Genomic DNA, 17,327 nt, shown 5'->3' with positions numbered 1-17,327 from the left:
TTCATTTCGTTACGGAGGCCCTTCCCATGTCGTCTGGATCCAGGACAACGGATCAGTCAAGCTCGGACACGTCACGGGAGGATTTCGTAGAGCACTACTTCGAGCATCTCGCGCGCGAGGACGCCGTCGGGTACCTCCCCACCGATCTCCACCAGCGGGCGTTCGCCCACCGTGACCTCGCCGAATCCCGTGGGCCGGGAACGGCCGCCGTCGGCGTCATGGATCAGGGCACCTCGAGCGTCGTCATGATCGTCACCGACGACATGCCGTTCCTCGTCGACTCGGTCACGGCCGAGCTCGTCCGGCAGAACGCCGCCATCCGGCTGGTGGTGCATCCCACCTTCCTCGCGGTGCGCGAGGACGAGACCCACGCCCTCACGGCACTCAAGCGCGTCCCCTCGACGGCCGGGGCATCGAGTGGGGACACCGCGGCCCTGCCGGACATCGGCGAGCTCGTCGGCCTGGACGGACGCACCACGCACATCGAATCGTGGATCTCCGTGGAGGTCGCGCGACTGGCCGACGCCGCGACGAAGGAATCGGTCATCGACGGCCTCCACCGGGTGCTGGGCGATGTGCGTGCAGCGGTGGAGGACTGGCCCGCCATGCGGAGCACGGTGCGCTCCGTCGAGGCATCGCTCGGGTCGGTCGCCGGCGCCGAGCAGCTCCCCGATCTGCGCCAGGCGCAGGAACTCCTCCAGTGGCTCGACAACGGCAACTTCACGTTCCTCGGCTACAAGGAGTACGACCTCGTGACGGACGAGGACGGTGCCGATGCGCTCCTCGTCCGGGAGGGCAGCGGCCTCGGACTGCTCCGGCACGGCAGCGGCGGCAGGCACCTGCAGCAGCTCACCCAGGCGGGACGCGCGAAGGCTCGCGAACGCCGGGTCCTGGTGATCACGAAGGCGAACTCGCGATCGACCGTGCACCGCGCCGCGTACCTGGACTACATCGGCATCAAGAGCTTCGACGCCCAGGGCAACGTCGACGGCGAGCGCCGCTTCATCGGCCTGTTCGCGACCAGCGCCTACACCGGTTCGGTGCGCAACGTGCCCCTGGTCCGCGACAAGGTCGCCGAGGTGCTGCGCCGCTGCGGCTTCCCCTCGGACTCGCATTCGGGCAAGGACCTCCTGTCCATCCTCGAGACCTACCCGCGTGACGAGCTGTTCCAGATCGACGTCGCGGACCTGGTGTCCACGGCGCTCGGGATCCTGCGCCTGCAGGAGCGACGGCGCACGCGGCTCTTCCTGCGGCCCGATGTGTACGGCCGTTTCATGTCCGCGCTCGTCTACCTCCCCCGCGACCGCTACACGACCAGCGTCCGGCAGCGCATCGAGGGCGAGCTGCGCACCGCGCTCAACGCCGAGTCCATCGACTTCGAGGCACGGATGAGCGAGTCCGCGCTCGCCCGGTTGTTCTTCCGGATCAGGCTGCAGCGGGGAGCCGAGATCCCCGCCATCGACGCCGCCGAGCTCGAGGACCGCCTCGTCCGGGCGGCCCGCTCCTGGCCCGAGGGAGTGGTCGAGGTCGCCCAGCAGCGCTTCGAGCAGGACACCGCGCAGCGCCTCGCGACGCTGTGGGCGGAGTCCTTCCCTCCCAGCTACCGCGTCGACTACGAGGTCGAGGATGCCCTCGAGGACATCGCCCGGTTCGAGCGGCTGGCCGAGGCCGGCGACGGGGCTCCGCAGCTCCACGTGTACGTGCCGCAGCGACAGGACGCCGAGGACGCCCGTCTGAAGCTCTACCTGACCGGGGCGAAGAGCCTCACGCAGATCCTGCCCTACTTCCACAACCTCGGCCTCGAGGTGCTGGACGAGCGGCCCTTCGAGATCACCCGCTCGGACGACCGCTCGTTCTTCCTGTACGACCTCGGGCTGAGGTTCCCGACCGGCATCTCGCCGCTTGCCACCGCGTCACTGCTCCGCGACGCCTTCCGGGCGGCCGTGACGGGCGACAGCGAGTCGGATCAGTTCGACCGGCTCGTGCTCCGCGAGGAACTCGGGTGGCGCCAGGTCGTGATCCTCCGCGCCTACGCCAAGTACATGCGCCAGATGGGCAACACCAACTCGTACGGGTTCGTCGCCGACACCCTGCTCCGCAACCCGGCCGTGACCCGGGCCCTCGTGGCGCTGTTCACCGCACGCTTCGATCCGGACCTCCCGGGCGACCGCGATGCGGCGACCGACGCCGCCCGGACCACGCTCGAGGAGGGCCTGGAACAGGTCCCGACCCTCGACGCGGACCGCGTCCTCCGGACCTTCGCGAACCTCATCGAGGCGACGCTGCGGACCAACTACTTCCAGGACAAGCGCCACGTCAGCCTGAAGTTCGACACGTCCCGCATCAACGGCGCCCCGTTCCCGCGGCCCAGGTTCGAGATCTGGGTCTACTCCCCGCAGGTCGAGGGAGTGCACCTGCGCTTCGGCAAGGTGGCCCGCGGCGGCCTGCGCTGGTCGGACCGGCGCGAGGACTTCCGGACCGAGGTGCTCGGCCTCGTCAAGGCCCAGACCGTGAAGAACGCGGTGATCGTGCCGACCGGCGCCAAGGGCGGCTTCTTCGCCAAGCAGCTGCCCGACCCCTCGCTCGACCGTCAGGCCTGGCTCAGCGAGGGCCAGGCCAGCTACCGCACCTTCATCCGCGGCCTGCTCGACATCACCGACAACGTCATCACGAACGGCACCACCGAGACGGTGGCACCGCCGCCCCGCGTGGTCCGGCACGACGACGACGACACCTACCTGGTGGTCGCCGCGGACAAGGGCACGGCGTCCTTCTCGGACATCGCCAACGAGCTGTCCGCCGAGTACGACTTCTGGCTCGGTGACGCCTTCGCCTCCGGCGGGTCGGTGGGCTACGACCACAAGGCGATGGGCATCACCGCGCGCGGCGCCTGGGAGTCCGTGAAACGGCACTTCAGCGAGTTCGACGTCGACACGCAGACCGACGACTTCACCGTCGTCGGCGTGGGCGACATGAGTGGTGACGTCTTCGGGAACGGGATGCTCCTCTCCGAGCACATCCGGCTCCTGGCGGCCTTCGACCACCGCCACATCTTCCTCGACCCGGATCCGGACGCGGCGGCGTCCTTCGCCGAGCGGCGGCGCCTCTTCGAGCTCCCCCGATCGAGCTGGGAGGACTACGACACCACCCTCATCAGCGCCGGCGGCGGCGTGTACCCGCGGCAGGCCAAGTCCGTCCCCGTCTCGCCGCAGGTGAGGGAAGCCCTGGGCCTCGACGCCGGGGTCACGCGGCTGAGTCCACCCGAACTCCTGCGCGCCATCCTCCGGGCCCCTGCGGACCTGCTCTACAACGGCGGGATCGGGACCTACGTGAAGGCCTCCGACGAGACGAACGCCGATGTCGGCGACCGCGCCAACGATGCGATCCGTGTGAACGGCAGTGAACTGCGGGCGCGCGTCGTGGGCGAGGGCGGGAACCTCGGGATGACCCAGCGGGGACGCATCGAGGCCGCGCAGTCCGGGGTCGTCCTCAACACCGATGCCATCGACAACAGCGCCGGCGTGGACTGCTCGGACCACGAGGTCAACATCAAGATCTTCGTCGACCGGATGGTGCGGGCAGGGCGCCTGCAGCCGGAGGAACGCGCGGAATTCCTGCAGTCCATGACGGACGAGGTCGGCCGGCTGGTCCTGCAGGACAACATCGACCAGAACGTGCTGCTGCTCAACGACCGCCAGCGGGTCGTCGAATGGGGCCCGAGCTACGAGCGCATGATGGACTGGCTGGAGAAGACGGTCGATCTCGACCGGGACCTCGAGGCGCTGCCGAGCTCGGCGGAGCTGCGCAAGCGGATCGACGCGGGCCAGGGCCTCACCTCGCCGGAACTCTCGGTCCTCGCGGCCTACGCCAAGATCGAGCTCACCAGGGTGCTCTCGGCCAGCACCCTTGCCGACGACCCGTACTTCAGCGGCACGCTGCGGCGCTACTTCCCCCGCCAGCTCGTGGAGCGGTTCGACGACCTGCTCGACACCCACCCCCTGCGCCGGGAGATCATCTCGACCGTCGTCGCCAACGACATCATCAACATGGGCGGGATCACGTTCGCCTTCCGGGTGATGGAGGAGACCTCCGTCGCCGAGCCGGTGATCGCCCGCGCCTTCGTGGCCCTGCGCGAGATCTACTCGCTGGACGAGACCGTGGACGCGCTCGCGGCGTTGCCGGCGGATTTCCCCACGGACCACTGGTGCACCGTGCACCTCGACCTGCGGAGGCTCCTGGACCGTGCCGTGCGCTGGTTCGTCAACCACGTCGAGCCGGGCATCTCGGTCGATCAGAGCATCGACGCGTTCAAGCCGCTGATCGCCCCGTTCCGTCTGCACCTCTGCGAGTACCTGCGCGGTGGGGACCTGGAGCGGGCCCGCAGCTGGCGGGCGAGGGCGGCGGAGTGGCACCTGCCCGACGAGCTCGGCCGGCACTGGGCCGAGCAGTTCGAGTCCTTCGCCCTGCTCGATGTCGCGCACTCCACGCGCAGGATCGACGAGCCCGTGGAGAACATCGCCCGCGTCTACTACGCGGTCTACGACCGCTTCGAGGTCGACAACCTGCTGGAGCGGATCACGAAACTGCCCCGGACGGACCGGTGGCAGGCTCTCGCGCGGGCGGCGTTGCGGGACGATCTCTACTCCACCGCCGCGGACATCACGGTGGCGGTCATACGCGCGTCACAGGACATGCAGGACCGCGACGCGGGCGAACGGTTGCAGGCGTGGCAGGACCAGAACGAGGACCAGCTCGAGCGGGCCAGCAACATGTTCGCCGAGGTGAACATGCTCGAACAGGACGACATCTCGTCCCTGTCGGTCGCGCTGCGGCTCCTCCGCTCGATCGTCCGCTGACGGCCGTGGCCGGCGGGCGCGCCCGCGGACGGTCGCGTCCGGTGGGCGCGTCCGGTCGGGAGTGACAGACTGGACCCCGGCGTCCTCGCCGGAGGTCCTGCGTCCGTCAGGCCCATCCGTGGTGGGTTCCCGGCGCGCACGCAGCCCGTCCGGCGACGCCGTCGGTACTGCCGCCCCGGCCCGAGCAACAGAAAGACTTCATGGCTATCTTCACTGATCCGATCCGCGAGTTCGCCGGGTTCGAGCCCGGCGACGCCGAGTGGCTGCACCTCCTGGTCGGGGACTGGCAGATGGTCGCCGACCTCGCCTTCGCCGACCTCGCCCTGTGGTTCCCGTTGGAGGGCGGCGGGTACGTCGCACTGGCGCATGCCCGGCCGTCGACGTCGCACACAGTCTTCCACAGCGACTTCGTGGGGGAGCGGATCCGTGCGGATCTCCAGCCGCTCGTCGACGTCGCCTGGTCGTCCCAGAAGATCGAACGCTCGGGTGAGACCAACTGGACCACCGAGATGGCGATGCGGGTCGAGGCCGTCCCCATGGTGCGCAACGGCCGCACCCTCGCGGTCGTGACGACCCACATGGACCTGTCCAGTTCGAGGATGCCCTCGCGGCTCGAACTGACCTACCGCCAGTGCGCGTACGACCTCCTGCGCATGGGTACGCTCGGGCTGTGGCCCGACTTCGCCACGCCGACGGGGTCCCGCCGGGGCGCACCCCGGGTGGGGGACGGGCTGATCAGGCTCGACGTCGACGGCATCGTCCAGTACGCGAGCCCCAACGGGGTGTCGGCCTTCCGGCGCCTCGGCGACGTGGAGACCCTCGAGGGTCGCCCGCTCGCCGAGATCACCACGGGCCTGCTGAAGGACCGGCGCATGGTCGACGAGACGCTGCCCCTGGTGGTGACCGGACGGATGCCGTGGCGTACCGAGATCGAATCCCGCGGCGTCAGCCTGTCCCTGCGGGCCATTCCGCTACGGGACGAGAAGGAACGCTTCGGGGCCCTCGTCCTGTGCAGGGACGTCTCGGAGCTCCGGCGCCGCGAGATGGAACTCGTGTCGAAGGACGCGACCATCCGCGAGATCCACCACCGCGTGAAGAACAACCTGCAGACCGTGGCCGCGCTGCTGCGGATGCAGTCCCGCAGGATGGTCAGCGAGGAGGGGAAGCTCGGCCTCGAGCAGGCCATGCGCCGCGTGTCCACGATCGCGCTGGTGCACGAGACGCTGTCCCAGGGCCTCGCCCAGAGCGTCGACTTCGACGAACTCATCTCCCGCCAGTTCCGACTGTCCGCCGAGGTGGCATCACCGTCCCAGGCGGTCCGGACCGAACGGAGCGGGGATTTCGGGGAGCTCCCGAGCGACCTCGCGACCCCGCTGGCCCTGGTGATCAACGAGCTCGTCACCAATGCCGTCGAACACGGCCTCTCCGGCCGGGCCGGGACGGTGTGGCTCAGGGCGAATCGGAGGACGGAGGAGGACGGCGCGGAGATCCTCCGGGTCACCATCGAGGACGACGGCGTCGGCCTGCCGGTCGGCGGGCACGCGGAAGGCCTGGGCCTGCAGATCGTCAGGACCCTGGTCACCAGCGAACTCGACGGGACGATCACGTGGAGCACGCGTCCGGGCGGCGGTACGTCGGTCGCCCTGGAGCTGGGACTGCGCCTCAACCAGGGATCCTAGGCGGACCGGTTCACGACGGGTCCCGCACAGCGGGACCCGGACGACGAAGGGCCGCCCATTGGGCGGCCCTTCGTCGATCGACGGCTCATGCGCAGGGCAGGGTACCGTCGGCGCCGGACCGAGGAATCGGTCCGGAGCCCTTATGAAGCGCGGCGGGCCCTTGCAGCCCTGCGCTTGAGCGCCCGGCGCTCGTCCTCACTCAGCCCGCCCCACACTCCGGCATCCTGCCCGGATTCGATGGCCCACTGCAGGCAGGTGTCCTGCACCTGGCAGCGGCGGCAGACGCTTTTCGCTTCCTCGATCTGGAGGAGCGCCGGTCCGGTGTTGCCGACCGGGAAGAACAGTTCCGGGTCCTTGTCCAGACAGGCCGCGCGACTACGCCAATCCATGGTGATCACATTCTCCTTCAGCCTCACGCATCGTGCGTTTGTGAAAACATTCACGAGGGGGCTCATAGTAAAGGGGCCGATTTCGGCCCCCGGGATTCAACTGGGTTAACGCTGTCACGTAACCAACAGGTAAACAAGGGCTTGACGGGTCTAATTGGACGGACGGATGAGTGGTTTGTCACAGCGATGCCTGCTAGGGGCGTCTCCGGCGGTCGTCGGCGGGTCGGGTAGGGTTCGAGAGTGTCCACCGATCCAGCCCCGCAGCGGGCTCCCCGACCGCCCGGCGTCGTCCTGATCGCCGCCGTCCTGGTGCTCGAGGCGATCGCGCTCCTGGCCCTGTCGGTCGGTTTCTTCCTGTCGATCTTCGGGATGGACCCGATCTCCGTCGGGGGATCGGTCTTCATGACCGTGCTGCTCCTGCTGATCGCCGCGGGCCTGGTGGCCATGGCCGGGAAACTGGCGGCCGGTTTCCGCTGGCCACGGTCGCCCTCCCTCGTGCTCCAACTGTTCCTGGTGATCCTGGCCTTCCCGTTCTTCACGGCCGGGAATCCGCTCATCGGCCTCCTCCTCATCGCGCCGGCCGCGGCGGTGATCCTCTCCCTCTTCTCGAAGCCCGTCGTCGATTTCACGACCCGGGTGACGGGGCCGGGAAGAACGCTGTAGGTCACGCCGGGGGACGGCGGGGTCCCGCTCCCGGGAGGTCCTCCTGGTCCTCGTCGAGCGGTCCCTGCGCCACCTGGACCTCGACGGTGCCCGACGGGTCGCAGGCGAATCCGCGGCCCGGGGGCGGGGATCCCTCCGGTTCGAGGCGGACCCCGAGGAAGTCGCCGTCGCCCGGTGACCGCGGGGACAGCACGAGTCCCCGCCCGAGTCCGCGCACGTGGACGGCCAGAGGGGCCCGCACCACCAGGGACGGACCCGGCACGACGGTGAGGACCGCGGCAGCGCCCTGTGCGATGAGCCCTGCGAGCGACTGATGGACGTCGGCGGGAAGCTGGTCGGCATCGTCGACGAGCAGGAGGCAGTCCTTCGCCGACGGTCCGGCGCCGCGTTCGGCGAGGTCCCGCCAGTAGCCCAGCGACTCCGCGCTCGCCCCGCCGTCCGGTGGCGCGAAGACGGCAGGACGCGGCCGGAGCCGGGACGCTGAATCCCTGAGCACCCGGATCGCGGTGGTGCGTCCCGTCTTCGGGTGGCCCAGCACGAGGAAGACCTCGCCGGGCCGGAGGCTGATCGCGTACGGATGGAGGTCGTCCCCGCACAGACCCACGGGAAGATCGATCGACCCCCGCCGCGGTCCCACCCCGGATCGCCGGTGAAGCCGGGCCACCTCGACGGTGGACGGTAGCGCATGGACGGGGAACGGCGCCTCGGCAGGGGGAGGCGGGAGCTGGTCGGGCCGGGTTCCGTCCTGCACGAGCTGGCAGGTGCCGTCACCCCAGGTGCCGGTGATACGGCCCTGCGCGAACCCCCGGCCCGCAACGGCATCCACGGGTGGCATCTTCGGCCAGGCCATGGTCGTCTCCGGCTGGGCGCCCAGCGGGACGTAGACGCGATTCGGGAGGAGGGCGAAGAACCGTGCCGTCGTCAGGTCCCGGTCCCCGCCGATGCAGACCGTGACGCCGCGCGCGGAACCATCCCGGACGAGCGAGTGCAGGTCCTCCTCCGCCCGAGCGACGCGGCCCTGGCGGAACTGGCTGCTCCACCGCCCCCAGCCGGTGACCACGAGGACGATCCGCGGACCGTCCTCCGGCCCACGGCCCGAGAGACCCGCGAGCCTCTCGAGGACGCGGCCGGCACGCCTGGTCTCGTCCGAGCGGACGTAGGCGCCCACCTGCGGGTTCGCCGAGCAGCCGACCAGGCTGCCGTCACCGTCGAGGAGATACAGGTGGACATCGGGATCGACGACCGGCAGGCGTCCGGCGACCGCCGCGAGGGCCTGCGTCGTGCCGCTGCCCGGGAGTCCGATGAAGGCGAGGTGGGAGTGGTGCTGCGGCCGCCAGAGCAGGAGCCGCTGGTCCTGGCGGTCCGGGAAGTCGGCGACGCCGAGGGCAACCCCGGCGCCGCCCGGACCGGAGGCAGCGGTGTCGCCCTCCGCCGTGGCGGACGGGAAGGCGTCGCACGCCGTCGAGGTGAGCGCGGCGGGCAGGGGCGGCAGGACGGGCCGGCGGGGCGGGGGAGCGGCGTCCCCGGCGGCAGCGGACCGCAGGGCATCGACCGCCCGATCGAGCACGCGGGAGGAGGGCTGCTGCCGGGCCTCCTCCTCGGCGTCAGGTGCTGCCACCCGGACAGGACCCGCTGACGGGCCGCCGATGTGGCCGGCGACGTCCTGCAGGCCCGCGGTGCGGTCCACTGCGGGCACCACCGAGGACGACGCGACCTGGAAGGCGATGGGGGCCTCCGACCCTCGGCGCAGGAAGGCCCGCCCGGGGGTGTCGACGGGTATGTCGGCGGCGGCCGACGTCCCGAGGAGGTCCTGCGACTCCATCGGGGTCTGGACCCTGAGGAGCACGGACGAGGTGATGTTCGCCCTCAGGTCCGGGGTCACGGCACCCTGGGCTCTCTGCGTGGCCAGGACCAGGTGCACGCCGAGTGACCGGCCGAGCGAGGCGATCCTCATGAGATCGGGGATCGCGGTCGGGACGTCGTCGCTCAGCATCCTGAATTCGTCGATCACGATCACCAGGCGCGGAGGGCAGGAGGCTGGTGCGACGCGGCGAAGTGCATCCAGGTCCTGGGCGTCGTGCACGGAGCACAGGCGTTCCCGCCGGAGCAGTTCCGCTCGGAGCGATGTCAGGGCCCTGCCCGTGGATTCGGACGACAGGTCGGTCAGACTGCCCACACAGTGCGGCAGGGACGCCAGCGGTCCGAGGCCGGAACCGCCCTTGTAGTCGACCAGGAGCAGCGTGAGGTGCCGGGGCGGCTGATCGAGGGCGAGTCCGAGCACGAGGGTCCTCAGGAATTCCGACTTCCCGGAACCGGTGGTGCCGGCGACCAGCAGGTGCGGACCGTCCTTCACGAGATCGATCGACAGCGGACCGTTCCCGGACCTGCCCAGCCGGGCCGTGGCGTGCCCGCCGTCGGACGCGGACCATCGGTCGGCGACCGCCGGTGCGAGCGTGTCCGGCCTCAGGGCCTCCGACCAGAGGGAGTCGGCCACCGGCAGGGCCGTATCGGCCCGCGTCCCCCGACCGGCGGCGGGCGATGCAGGATCCAGCGCCGCCGCGCGGGCCAGTGCCCGGGCGGTCCGCTCGAACGTCCGCGCCGAGACCCCGTCAGGACGCACCTCGTGGTCGCGGCCGCCCAGACGGACCCACGCGGTCCCCGCCGTCAGCGTCATTCCCTGCCCCCCGTGCCCCCCGTGCCCCCCGTGGCCCCCGTGGCCCCCGGGCCTCCCGTCGCGTCCGGGGAGGGGTCGGTCCGATCGTGATCCGGCCGTGAAGCGGATGACGACGACCCTCGCGGCGCCGGCAAGCGCGGGCAGGTCCTCGGAGAGCTGGAACACCAGCAGCAGCAAGGCCTGTGCCGCGAGCGAGGCAAGGACGCCCCGGTCATGCGTGAGGTGCACGTTCGGCAGGAAGCGGGCGTGGTGCGGGAGGTCGCGGGCCGACCCCCAGCACACGACGGCCGGGGCCGCCGACCGGGGGTGGGCGGTCTGGAGCAGGAGGGCTCGCAGGACGCCCTGCACCCTCCCGGCGTCACCGGTGATCGTGAAGGGACCGGCGCAGGGGGTACCACCGGCGTCCGCGGCCCTCGAGCACGGGAGGAGGAGCGGGACGGCCTCCAGCGTCGGGGGCGTGAAGGGCGGATCCGGACGCCGGGCGGTCAGGTTCGCCGGCTGGTCCGCCCTGCCGAGCCGCAGCAGGACGAGATCCGGTTCCGGCCTCGCGGCGCCGCTCGCCCCCGACGGCGGACGGCGGGACGCACGGACGGCGTCGAGCCCCGTCTGACCGGGATCGGGTGTCGCGCTTTCGCGCCTCGCGCGGTCCCGTCCGGCGGCGTCGCGTACCTCGTCGTCGAAGACGGCCGCCTTCCGGCGATACGTCATCAACGGCACGAGCCCCGTCACGGCGGAGAGTGCACTGAAGGCGAGGAAGAACCACATGCCGGTGGCCAGCGCGAGGACGACCCCGAGGGCGAGTGGCAGGACCGCTGTCAGGATCAGGATGCGCGACGGCCTGCCCGGCAGCTCCGCGATGACGGGCCGGGGCTCGAGGACGTCCCGGGGGTCTCCCGCCGTCCATCCCGGATCATCGATCAGCTCGATCCTGCACCGGCTCCCTCCGACCTGCAGGTCCGCCGCGCTGGTGATGTCCGCCGTCGTGATCCTGGCCTCGTCGACGAAGGTCCCGTTCGCCGACCCGAGGTCCTCGAGGATGATGGCGTCCTCCGTCACCGTGAGCACGGCATGATGCCGGGAGAGGGCCGGATCGGCGATGGCGATCTCGGCGGCCGCGCGTCCGATGACGTACCTGCCACGTGTCAGGGGGATGACCTGGCCGGCGTCCGGGCCGGTGTGGACGACGAACGCGAGGTGGGGGAGCGATGCCGGGGCGGGGGGACCCGGCGGTGCGCCGCACACGATGACGGCACCCTGCGGAAAGTCGCCGGAGTAGGGGCGGAGGGCGACCAGCGGTCGTCCGTCCACCGTGAAGGGCCCCGGGTACCCGGACGACCCGAGCCGCTCCGCCAGGGCGGCGCCGGTGCGGAGGGCATCGGTGTCGACGACCATCTCCCGGACCGCGAACGCTGTCCCGGGAGCGCCCACGAGCGTGACGTGCAGATCCATCGGGAACCTCCTGGGACGGGAACTCCTCCCGAGGTTAGGGCGCGATCGGGCGGGCCCCGATCAGGGCCCTCCCACTGTGGACAACCGCTCCCGGCGCAGGCCGGGGTACTCGCGCTCCGCGACTCCTAGCCCCACCCAGCGCGGCCTGCCGGGACGACACGGGTTGCCCCGGTACAATCGTTCATCGTGTCTACCGAGAAGAACCTCCATGGCTGTCGCTGAGGCGAGTCCGACCGCTGCTCCCCGGAGCGGACCCGGCGGCTCCGACCGCGGTTTCCGTCCCGAGGTGCAGGGCCTCCGCGCGCTCGCCGTGCTGATGGTGGTGTGCTACCACATCTGGTTCGGTCGGGTCTCGGGCGGTGTCGACATCTTCCTGCTGATCTCCGCCTTCCTCCTGTCCCTGTCCTTCCTGCGGAGGATCGAATCGGGGAAGCCCCTCGACCTCGCGCGCCACTGGCTGCACCAGTTCAAGCGACTCCTGCCCGCGGTCGTCGTCGTCATCATCGGTGTCCTCGGCGCGAGCTATGTCCTGGTGCCGCAGTCACGGTGGCCCGACATCATCGAACAGTCCTGGGCGTCCCTGTTCTACGTGCAGAACTGGGTCCTGGCCTCGAACGCCGTGGACTACTACGCCGACGACCACAGCCTCGCCAGCCCCCTCCAGCACTTCTGGTCCCTCTCGGTCCAGGGCCAGGTCTTCATCCTGTGGCCCCTGCTGTTCCTCGCCAGCGCGCTGCTGGCCCGCCGGTTCCGGCTCAAGGTGCGCGGCGTCGTGCTGCTCGTGTTCGGGATCCTCTTCGTCGCCTCGCTCGGCTTCTCGATCTGGGAGACGTACACGAACCAGGCCTACGCCTACTTCGACACCCGCGCCCGTCTCTGGGAATTCGCACTCGGGACGCTGCTGGCCCTGTCCCTGCCGTTCCTCCGGCTGCCACGCGCCCTGCGCATCCTCGCCGGATGGGTGGGTCTCGCCGCGATGCTCAGCGGCGGCTTCATCCTCGATGTCCAGGGCCAGTTCCCCGGGTATGTCGCCCTGTGGCCGCTGCTGGCCGCGGCACTGGTGATCGTCGCGGGCCAGACCGGCAGTGCGATCGGCGCCGACCGCTTCCTGTCGGCCAAACCCCTGGTCCGGGTGGGGGACCTGTCCTACGCCCTGTACCTCTGGCACTGGCCGGTCCTGGTGCTTGCCCTCATCTGGCGGGACCGGACCTCACCCGGGGTCCTGGGCGGTCTCATCGTCATCGCCGTGTCGCTCGTGCTCGACTACCTGACCATGCGCTTCGTGGAGCGTCCGGTGCGGGCCCTCGCCTGGGCGGACAAGCGACGTCGTCGCGCCGTGATGGTCCTGGCCGTCAGCGTGGCGCTCGTCGCAGCACCCCTGGCCGGCTGGCAGCACGTCATCACCCAGCAGGCGCGGGACCTCGCGGCGAATGCCGATACGAACAATCCTGGCGCGCTGGTGCTGGACCCGCTCCTCGGCCTGACCGCTCCCGAGGGTGTGCCGCTGATCCCCGCCCCGACCGAGATGGACAAGGAGTACTTCCAGCTCGACAGTGTGTGCGCCGGGGACGACGAACCCGCCGACGACCTGATCCGGAGCGAGTGCTACGTCATCATGCCTCCCTCCACGCCCGTGCGGGAGATCATCGTCGTCGGTGATTCGCATTCCCAGCAGTGGTCGGCCCCGCTCGCCGCCATGGCGCAGGAGCGGGGCTGGAAGATGACCTTCGTCCTGCTGGGAGGATGCAAGTTCGGGTCGGGTCCGGAGGGGCGCACGCCCCAGTGCGAGCAGTGGAACGCGGCGGTGACGGATTACGTCCTGGCCCAGGCGCCCGACCTCGTCTACACCGTCGGAACGGTCGCCCGGCGCGACGATCCACAGGACGTCCTGCCGGCCGGTTTCGCCCAGACAGCAAGGATGCTCGGCGACCGCGGTATCCAGGTGGTGGCCGTCCGGGACAACCCACGCTTCGAGACCAGCAGGGTGCTCTGCGTCGAGACGCAGGGCGCGGACAGTCCCGCGTGCAATCCTGCCCGCGCGGATACCCTCAGCGATCAGCCCCCGGTCGCCGAGTTGCTCGAACAGGCCCCGAATGTCGCCTTCCTGGACTTCACCGACTACCTGTGCCGGGACGAGGACTGTCCGGCCGTCGTCGGCAACGTCTTCGTGTACATCGACGACAACCATGTCAGCGCAACGTACCTCCGATCCATGCTGCCGGTCTTCACCCAGCGCTTCGACGAGGCAGTGCGTCTGTAGGACGGTCGCGGCGCGCGTGGGGGTCTCACCGCCCCTCCGGTTGGAAGGCCCCCGGCTTCCGTCGGGTAGCCTTGAGCGGGTATGTCCGTCGTCAGAATCAATCCAGGAGCACTCGTGAACGTTGACCTCGTAGTTGTGGGGTCGGGCTTTTTCGGCCTGACCATTGCGGAAAGAGCGGCCACCCAGCTGGGCCTCAAGGTGGCCGTGCTCGACCGTCGGCACCACATCGGAGGCAACGCGTACAGCGAGAACGAGGCCCGCACCGGGATCGAGGTCCACCGGTACGGGGCGCACCTCTTCCACACGTCCAACGAGCGCGTCTGGGACTACGTCCACAACTTCACCGACTTCACGAACTACGTGCACAAGGTGTACACGCGTCACAAGGGCGAGGTGTATCCCATGCCGATCAACCTCGGTACGATCAACCAGTTCTTCCGCTCCGCGCTCGGCCCCGCAGAGGCGCGGGCACTGATCCAGGAGCAGGCGGGTGAACTCGCCGGCACGGACCCCCAGAACCTGAACGACAAGGGCATCCAGCTGATCGGCCGTCCGTTGTACGAAGCCTTCATCAAGCACTACACGGGCAAGCAGTGGCAGACCGACCCCAAGGACCTGCCGGCCGAGATCATCTCGCGCCTCCCGGTCCGCTACACGTACGACAACCGGTACTTCAACGACAAGTACGAGGGCCTTCCGGTCAACGGCTACACGGCCTGGATCGAGCGCATGGCGGACCACCCGAACATCGAGGTCCACCTCAACACCGACTTCTTCGACGAGGGCGGCGCGTACTCGCGCTCGTCGACGCTCGGGCAGGTCCCGGTCATCTACACCGGCCCCGTGGACCGGTACTTCGACTTCGCGGAGGGGGATCTCTCCTGGCGGACCATCGACCTCGAGGAGGAGGTACTCCCGGTCGAGGACTTCCAGGGATGCTCGGTGATGAACTACCCCGACGAGGACTCCGCGTTCACCCGCATCCACGAGTTCCGCCATTTCCATCCGGAGCGCGACTACACCAAGGACGCGACGGTCATCATGCGGGAGTACTCCCGCTTCGCCGAGAAGAACGACGAGCCGTACTACCCCATCAACACCTCCGAGGACCGCGCGAAGCTGCTCGCCTACCGCGACCTGGCGAAGGGTGAGAAGTCCGTGCTGTTCGGCGGCCGCCTGGGGACCTACAAGTACCTCGACATGCACATGGCGATCGGTTCCGCCCTCGCCATGTTCGACAACAAGGTCGCACCGCATTTCACGAGCGGGCAGAAGTTCGAGAGCGGCGGGGTCGACGCATGACCATCGGAGCGTCGGAGGACATCAGCAGCACGGCCGCGTCCGACACGACCGAGTACCAGGTCATCCATAAGATCGTGCTCCCGGTCGAAGGGGACACCGACGTCCTGCCCCTCTACGTGGACTTCAATCCGGCGCGGCGCGTCGTGGACCCCTCGCGACGTGCCATCCGTCTCGGGGCACCCAAGACGACACCGGCGTTCCCCGTCCTGAGCCACCAGAGGTCCGACTTCATCGCCGGACGCACGAGCCTGAAGCTGCCGGCCCACCGGAGGGTCTCCCTCGGCACCTACTTCAACGCGTTCCCGGCCAGCTACTGGCGCCGCCACACGCCCGTACGCTCCGTCCGGCTCCGTGTCGAGGTGGAGGTGGAGGCCGGCAGCGAAGCGTCGGTCATCGTCTACCGGTCGAGCCCGCGCGGTACCTCCAACAGGGTCGACAGCGCGACGACGACGACGAGTGGTGAGCTCGTCTTCGATCTGCCGCTGGCCTCGTTCGTCGACGGCGGCTGGTACTGGTTCGATCTCGTCGCACACGACGAGGAGGTGACGTTGTCGCGCGCCGACTGGTCCGTGTCCGCAGCTTCGGCCCGCAGCCAGGGGTCCCTCTCGATCGCGGTGACCACCTTCAACCGCCCCGAGTATGCGGTGCGGCACATGAACACCCTTGCCAGTGACCCGGATCTGCTCGGGGTCCTCGACCGCCTGGTGATCATCGACCAGGGTGACGACAGGGTCACCGACCAAGCGGCGTACGCGGCGGCCGCGGAACGTCTCGGTGAGCGGTTCCGCCTCGTGGAACAGGCGAATCTCGGAGGTTCGGGTGGCTTCGCACGGGGGATGGAGGAGGCTCTGCGCGCCGAGGACAGCGACTACGTCCTGCTCCTCGATGACGACGTGAGCATCGAGACCGAAGGCGTTCTCCGCGCCCTGCACTTCGCCAACTACACGACCGATCCCACGATCGTCGGTGGTCACATGTTCAACCTCTACGAGCGGGCTGTCCTTCACACCTTCGGCGAACAGGTGGATCGTCGTCGCTTCTTCTGGGGACCGGCGGCGAAGAGCCTCGAGGGCCACGATTTCTCCGAGCGGAATCTTCGCATGACGCCGTGGATCCATCGACGGGTGGACGTCGATTACAACGGCTGGTGGATGTGCCTGATCCCGCTGCACATCGTCCGTGAAATAGGGCTGGCCCTGCCGGTCTTCATCAAATGGGACGACGCGGAGTACGGGGTACGCGCCCAGAAGGCGGGCTTCTCCACCGTCACCCTCCCCGGCGCCGCGGTATGGCACATGCCCTGGACGGAGAAGGACGACACGATCGACTGGCAGGCCTACTACCACCAGCGCAATCGATGGGTCGCCGCGCTCAGTCACTCCCCCTTCGACCGCGGAGGGAGGATGCCCTTCGAGAGCCTCGCCCTCGACGTCCGGCACCTCCTCTCGATGCAGTACTCCGCTGTCGCTGTCCGTATCCAGGCCCTCGACGACGTCCTCGAGGGGCCGTCGCACCTCCACGCCACCCTGGGGGAGCGTCTCCAATGGGTCAGGGCGGCCCGGCGCGAGTTCACGGACGCACGGGTCATGCCGAACAGGTCCGACTTCCCCGAAGTGCGGGAACGGAAGAACCAGCAGCACATCCAGGAGCCGGCGACGGTCCTGGAGTCGCTGGTCCGCGCGGGCCTTGCGCTGGGGTCGCAGTGGCGGCCGGTTCCCGGCGACGCGGCAGACCGACCCGCCGTCGAGGTCCCGGCCATGGATGCGCGCTGGTGGCGCCTCACGCGCTTCGATTCCGCGCTGGTCACCGCATCGGACGGGACGGGTGTGTCGTGGTACCGGCGGGACCGCGCGATGTTCTTCTCCCTCCTCGGCAAGACGCTCTCGCGGCACTGGAAGCTCGTCAGCAACTGGTCCGAACTGCAGGCACAGTACAGCGGTGCCCTGCCCGAGTTCACCGGTCGCCAGGCATGGAACACGACATTCCGCCGGTTCTCCAAGGAGATCGAGGGAGACACGGCAGATTGAGCAACGGGGTGCGAGGATCCGCAGCGGA

Annotated in this window: 8 protein-coding genes; 6 read left to right on the top strand and 2 right to left on the bottom strand. The window is 69.6% G+C overall.

Going from position 1 to position 17,327, the window contains the following annotated elements:
* The first annotated feature begins 26 nt into the window (after positions 1–26).
* A complete protein-coding gene (locus tag CXQ92_RS05355; protein WP_104165884.1) occupies positions 27–4,856 on the top strand; it encodes an NAD-glutamate dehydrogenase in 4,830 nt (1,609 codons plus the stop codon).
* A gap of 200 nt (positions 4,857–5,056) precedes the next feature.
* On the top strand, positions 5,057–6,535 hold the full coding sequence (locus CXQ92_RS05350) for a sensor histidine kinase (RefSeq protein WP_104165882.1): 1,479 nt from the start codon (positions 5,057–5,059) through the stop codon (positions 6,533–6,535).
* Between the two features lie 140 nt (positions 6,536–6,675).
* On the opposite strand, the gene CXQ92_RS05345 is transcribed toward CXQ92_RS05350, so the two are convergent.
* Positions 6,676–6,924, bottom strand: a complete 249-nt coding sequence (locus tag CXQ92_RS05345; RefSeq protein WP_055769355.1) for a WhiB family transcriptional regulator — start codon at positions 6,922–6,924, stop codon at positions 6,676–6,678.
* Between the two features lie 240 nt (positions 6,925–7,164).
* Here CXQ92_RS05345 and CXQ92_RS05340 point away from each other — a divergent pair, with 240 nt between their 5' ends.
* A complete protein-coding gene (locus CXQ92_RS05340; protein ID WP_104165880.1) occupies positions 7,165–7,587 on the top strand; it encodes a hypothetical protein in 423 nt (140 codons plus the stop codon).
* Position 7,588: 1 nt separating this feature from the next.
* Here CXQ92_RS05340 and CXQ92_RS05335 read toward each other — a convergent pair whose 3' ends face one another.
* The gene (locus CXQ92_RS05335; RefSeq protein WP_104165878.1) at positions 7,589–11,710 is read right to left on the bottom strand and encodes an FtsK/SpoIIIE domain-containing protein; all 4,122 of its coding nucleotides are present in this window, start codon (positions 11,708–11,710) and stop codon (positions 7,589–7,591) included.
* Between the two features lie 208 nt (positions 11,711–11,918).
* On the opposite strand from CXQ92_RS05335, the gene CXQ92_RS05330 reads away from it, so the two are divergent.
* The 3 genes from CXQ92_RS05330 to CXQ92_RS05320 all read left to right on the top strand — a co-directional run bounded on the left by CXQ92_RS05330 (position 11,919) and on the right by CXQ92_RS05320 (position 17,299).
* Positions 11,919–13,970 carry an acyltransferase family protein gene (locus tag CXQ92_RS05330; RefSeq protein ID WP_104165876.1) on the top strand — a complete coding sequence of 684 codons (2,052 nt, stop codon included), beginning with the start codon at positions 11,919–11,921 and terminating at the stop codon, positions 13,968–13,970.
* Positions 13,971–14,084: 114 nt separating this feature from the next.
* Positions 14,085–15,272 (top strand): UDP-galactopyranose mutase, encoded by a 1,188-nt coding sequence (glf, locus tag CXQ92_RS05325; RefSeq protein WP_104165874.1) that lies wholly within the window; start codon positions 14,085–14,087, stop codon positions 15,270–15,272.
* Entirely contained in the window at positions 15,269–17,299 is a 2,031-nt protein-coding gene (locus CXQ92_RS05320; RefSeq protein ID WP_104165872.1) for a glycosyltransferase, read from the top strand. The genes glf and CXQ92_RS05320 overlap by 4 nt, the downstream gene beginning before the upstream one ends.
* Positions 17,300–17,327: the final 28 nt, after the last annotated feature.

This window comes from Arthrobacter sp. SX1312, assembly GCF_002929295.1.
GTDB lineage: Bacteria > Actinomycetota > Actinomycetes > Actinomycetales > Micrococcaceae > Arthrobacter_D.
The sequence above is the reverse complement of the archived record's forward strand: the minus strand, read 5'-3'. Positions and strand labels throughout refer to the sequence as shown.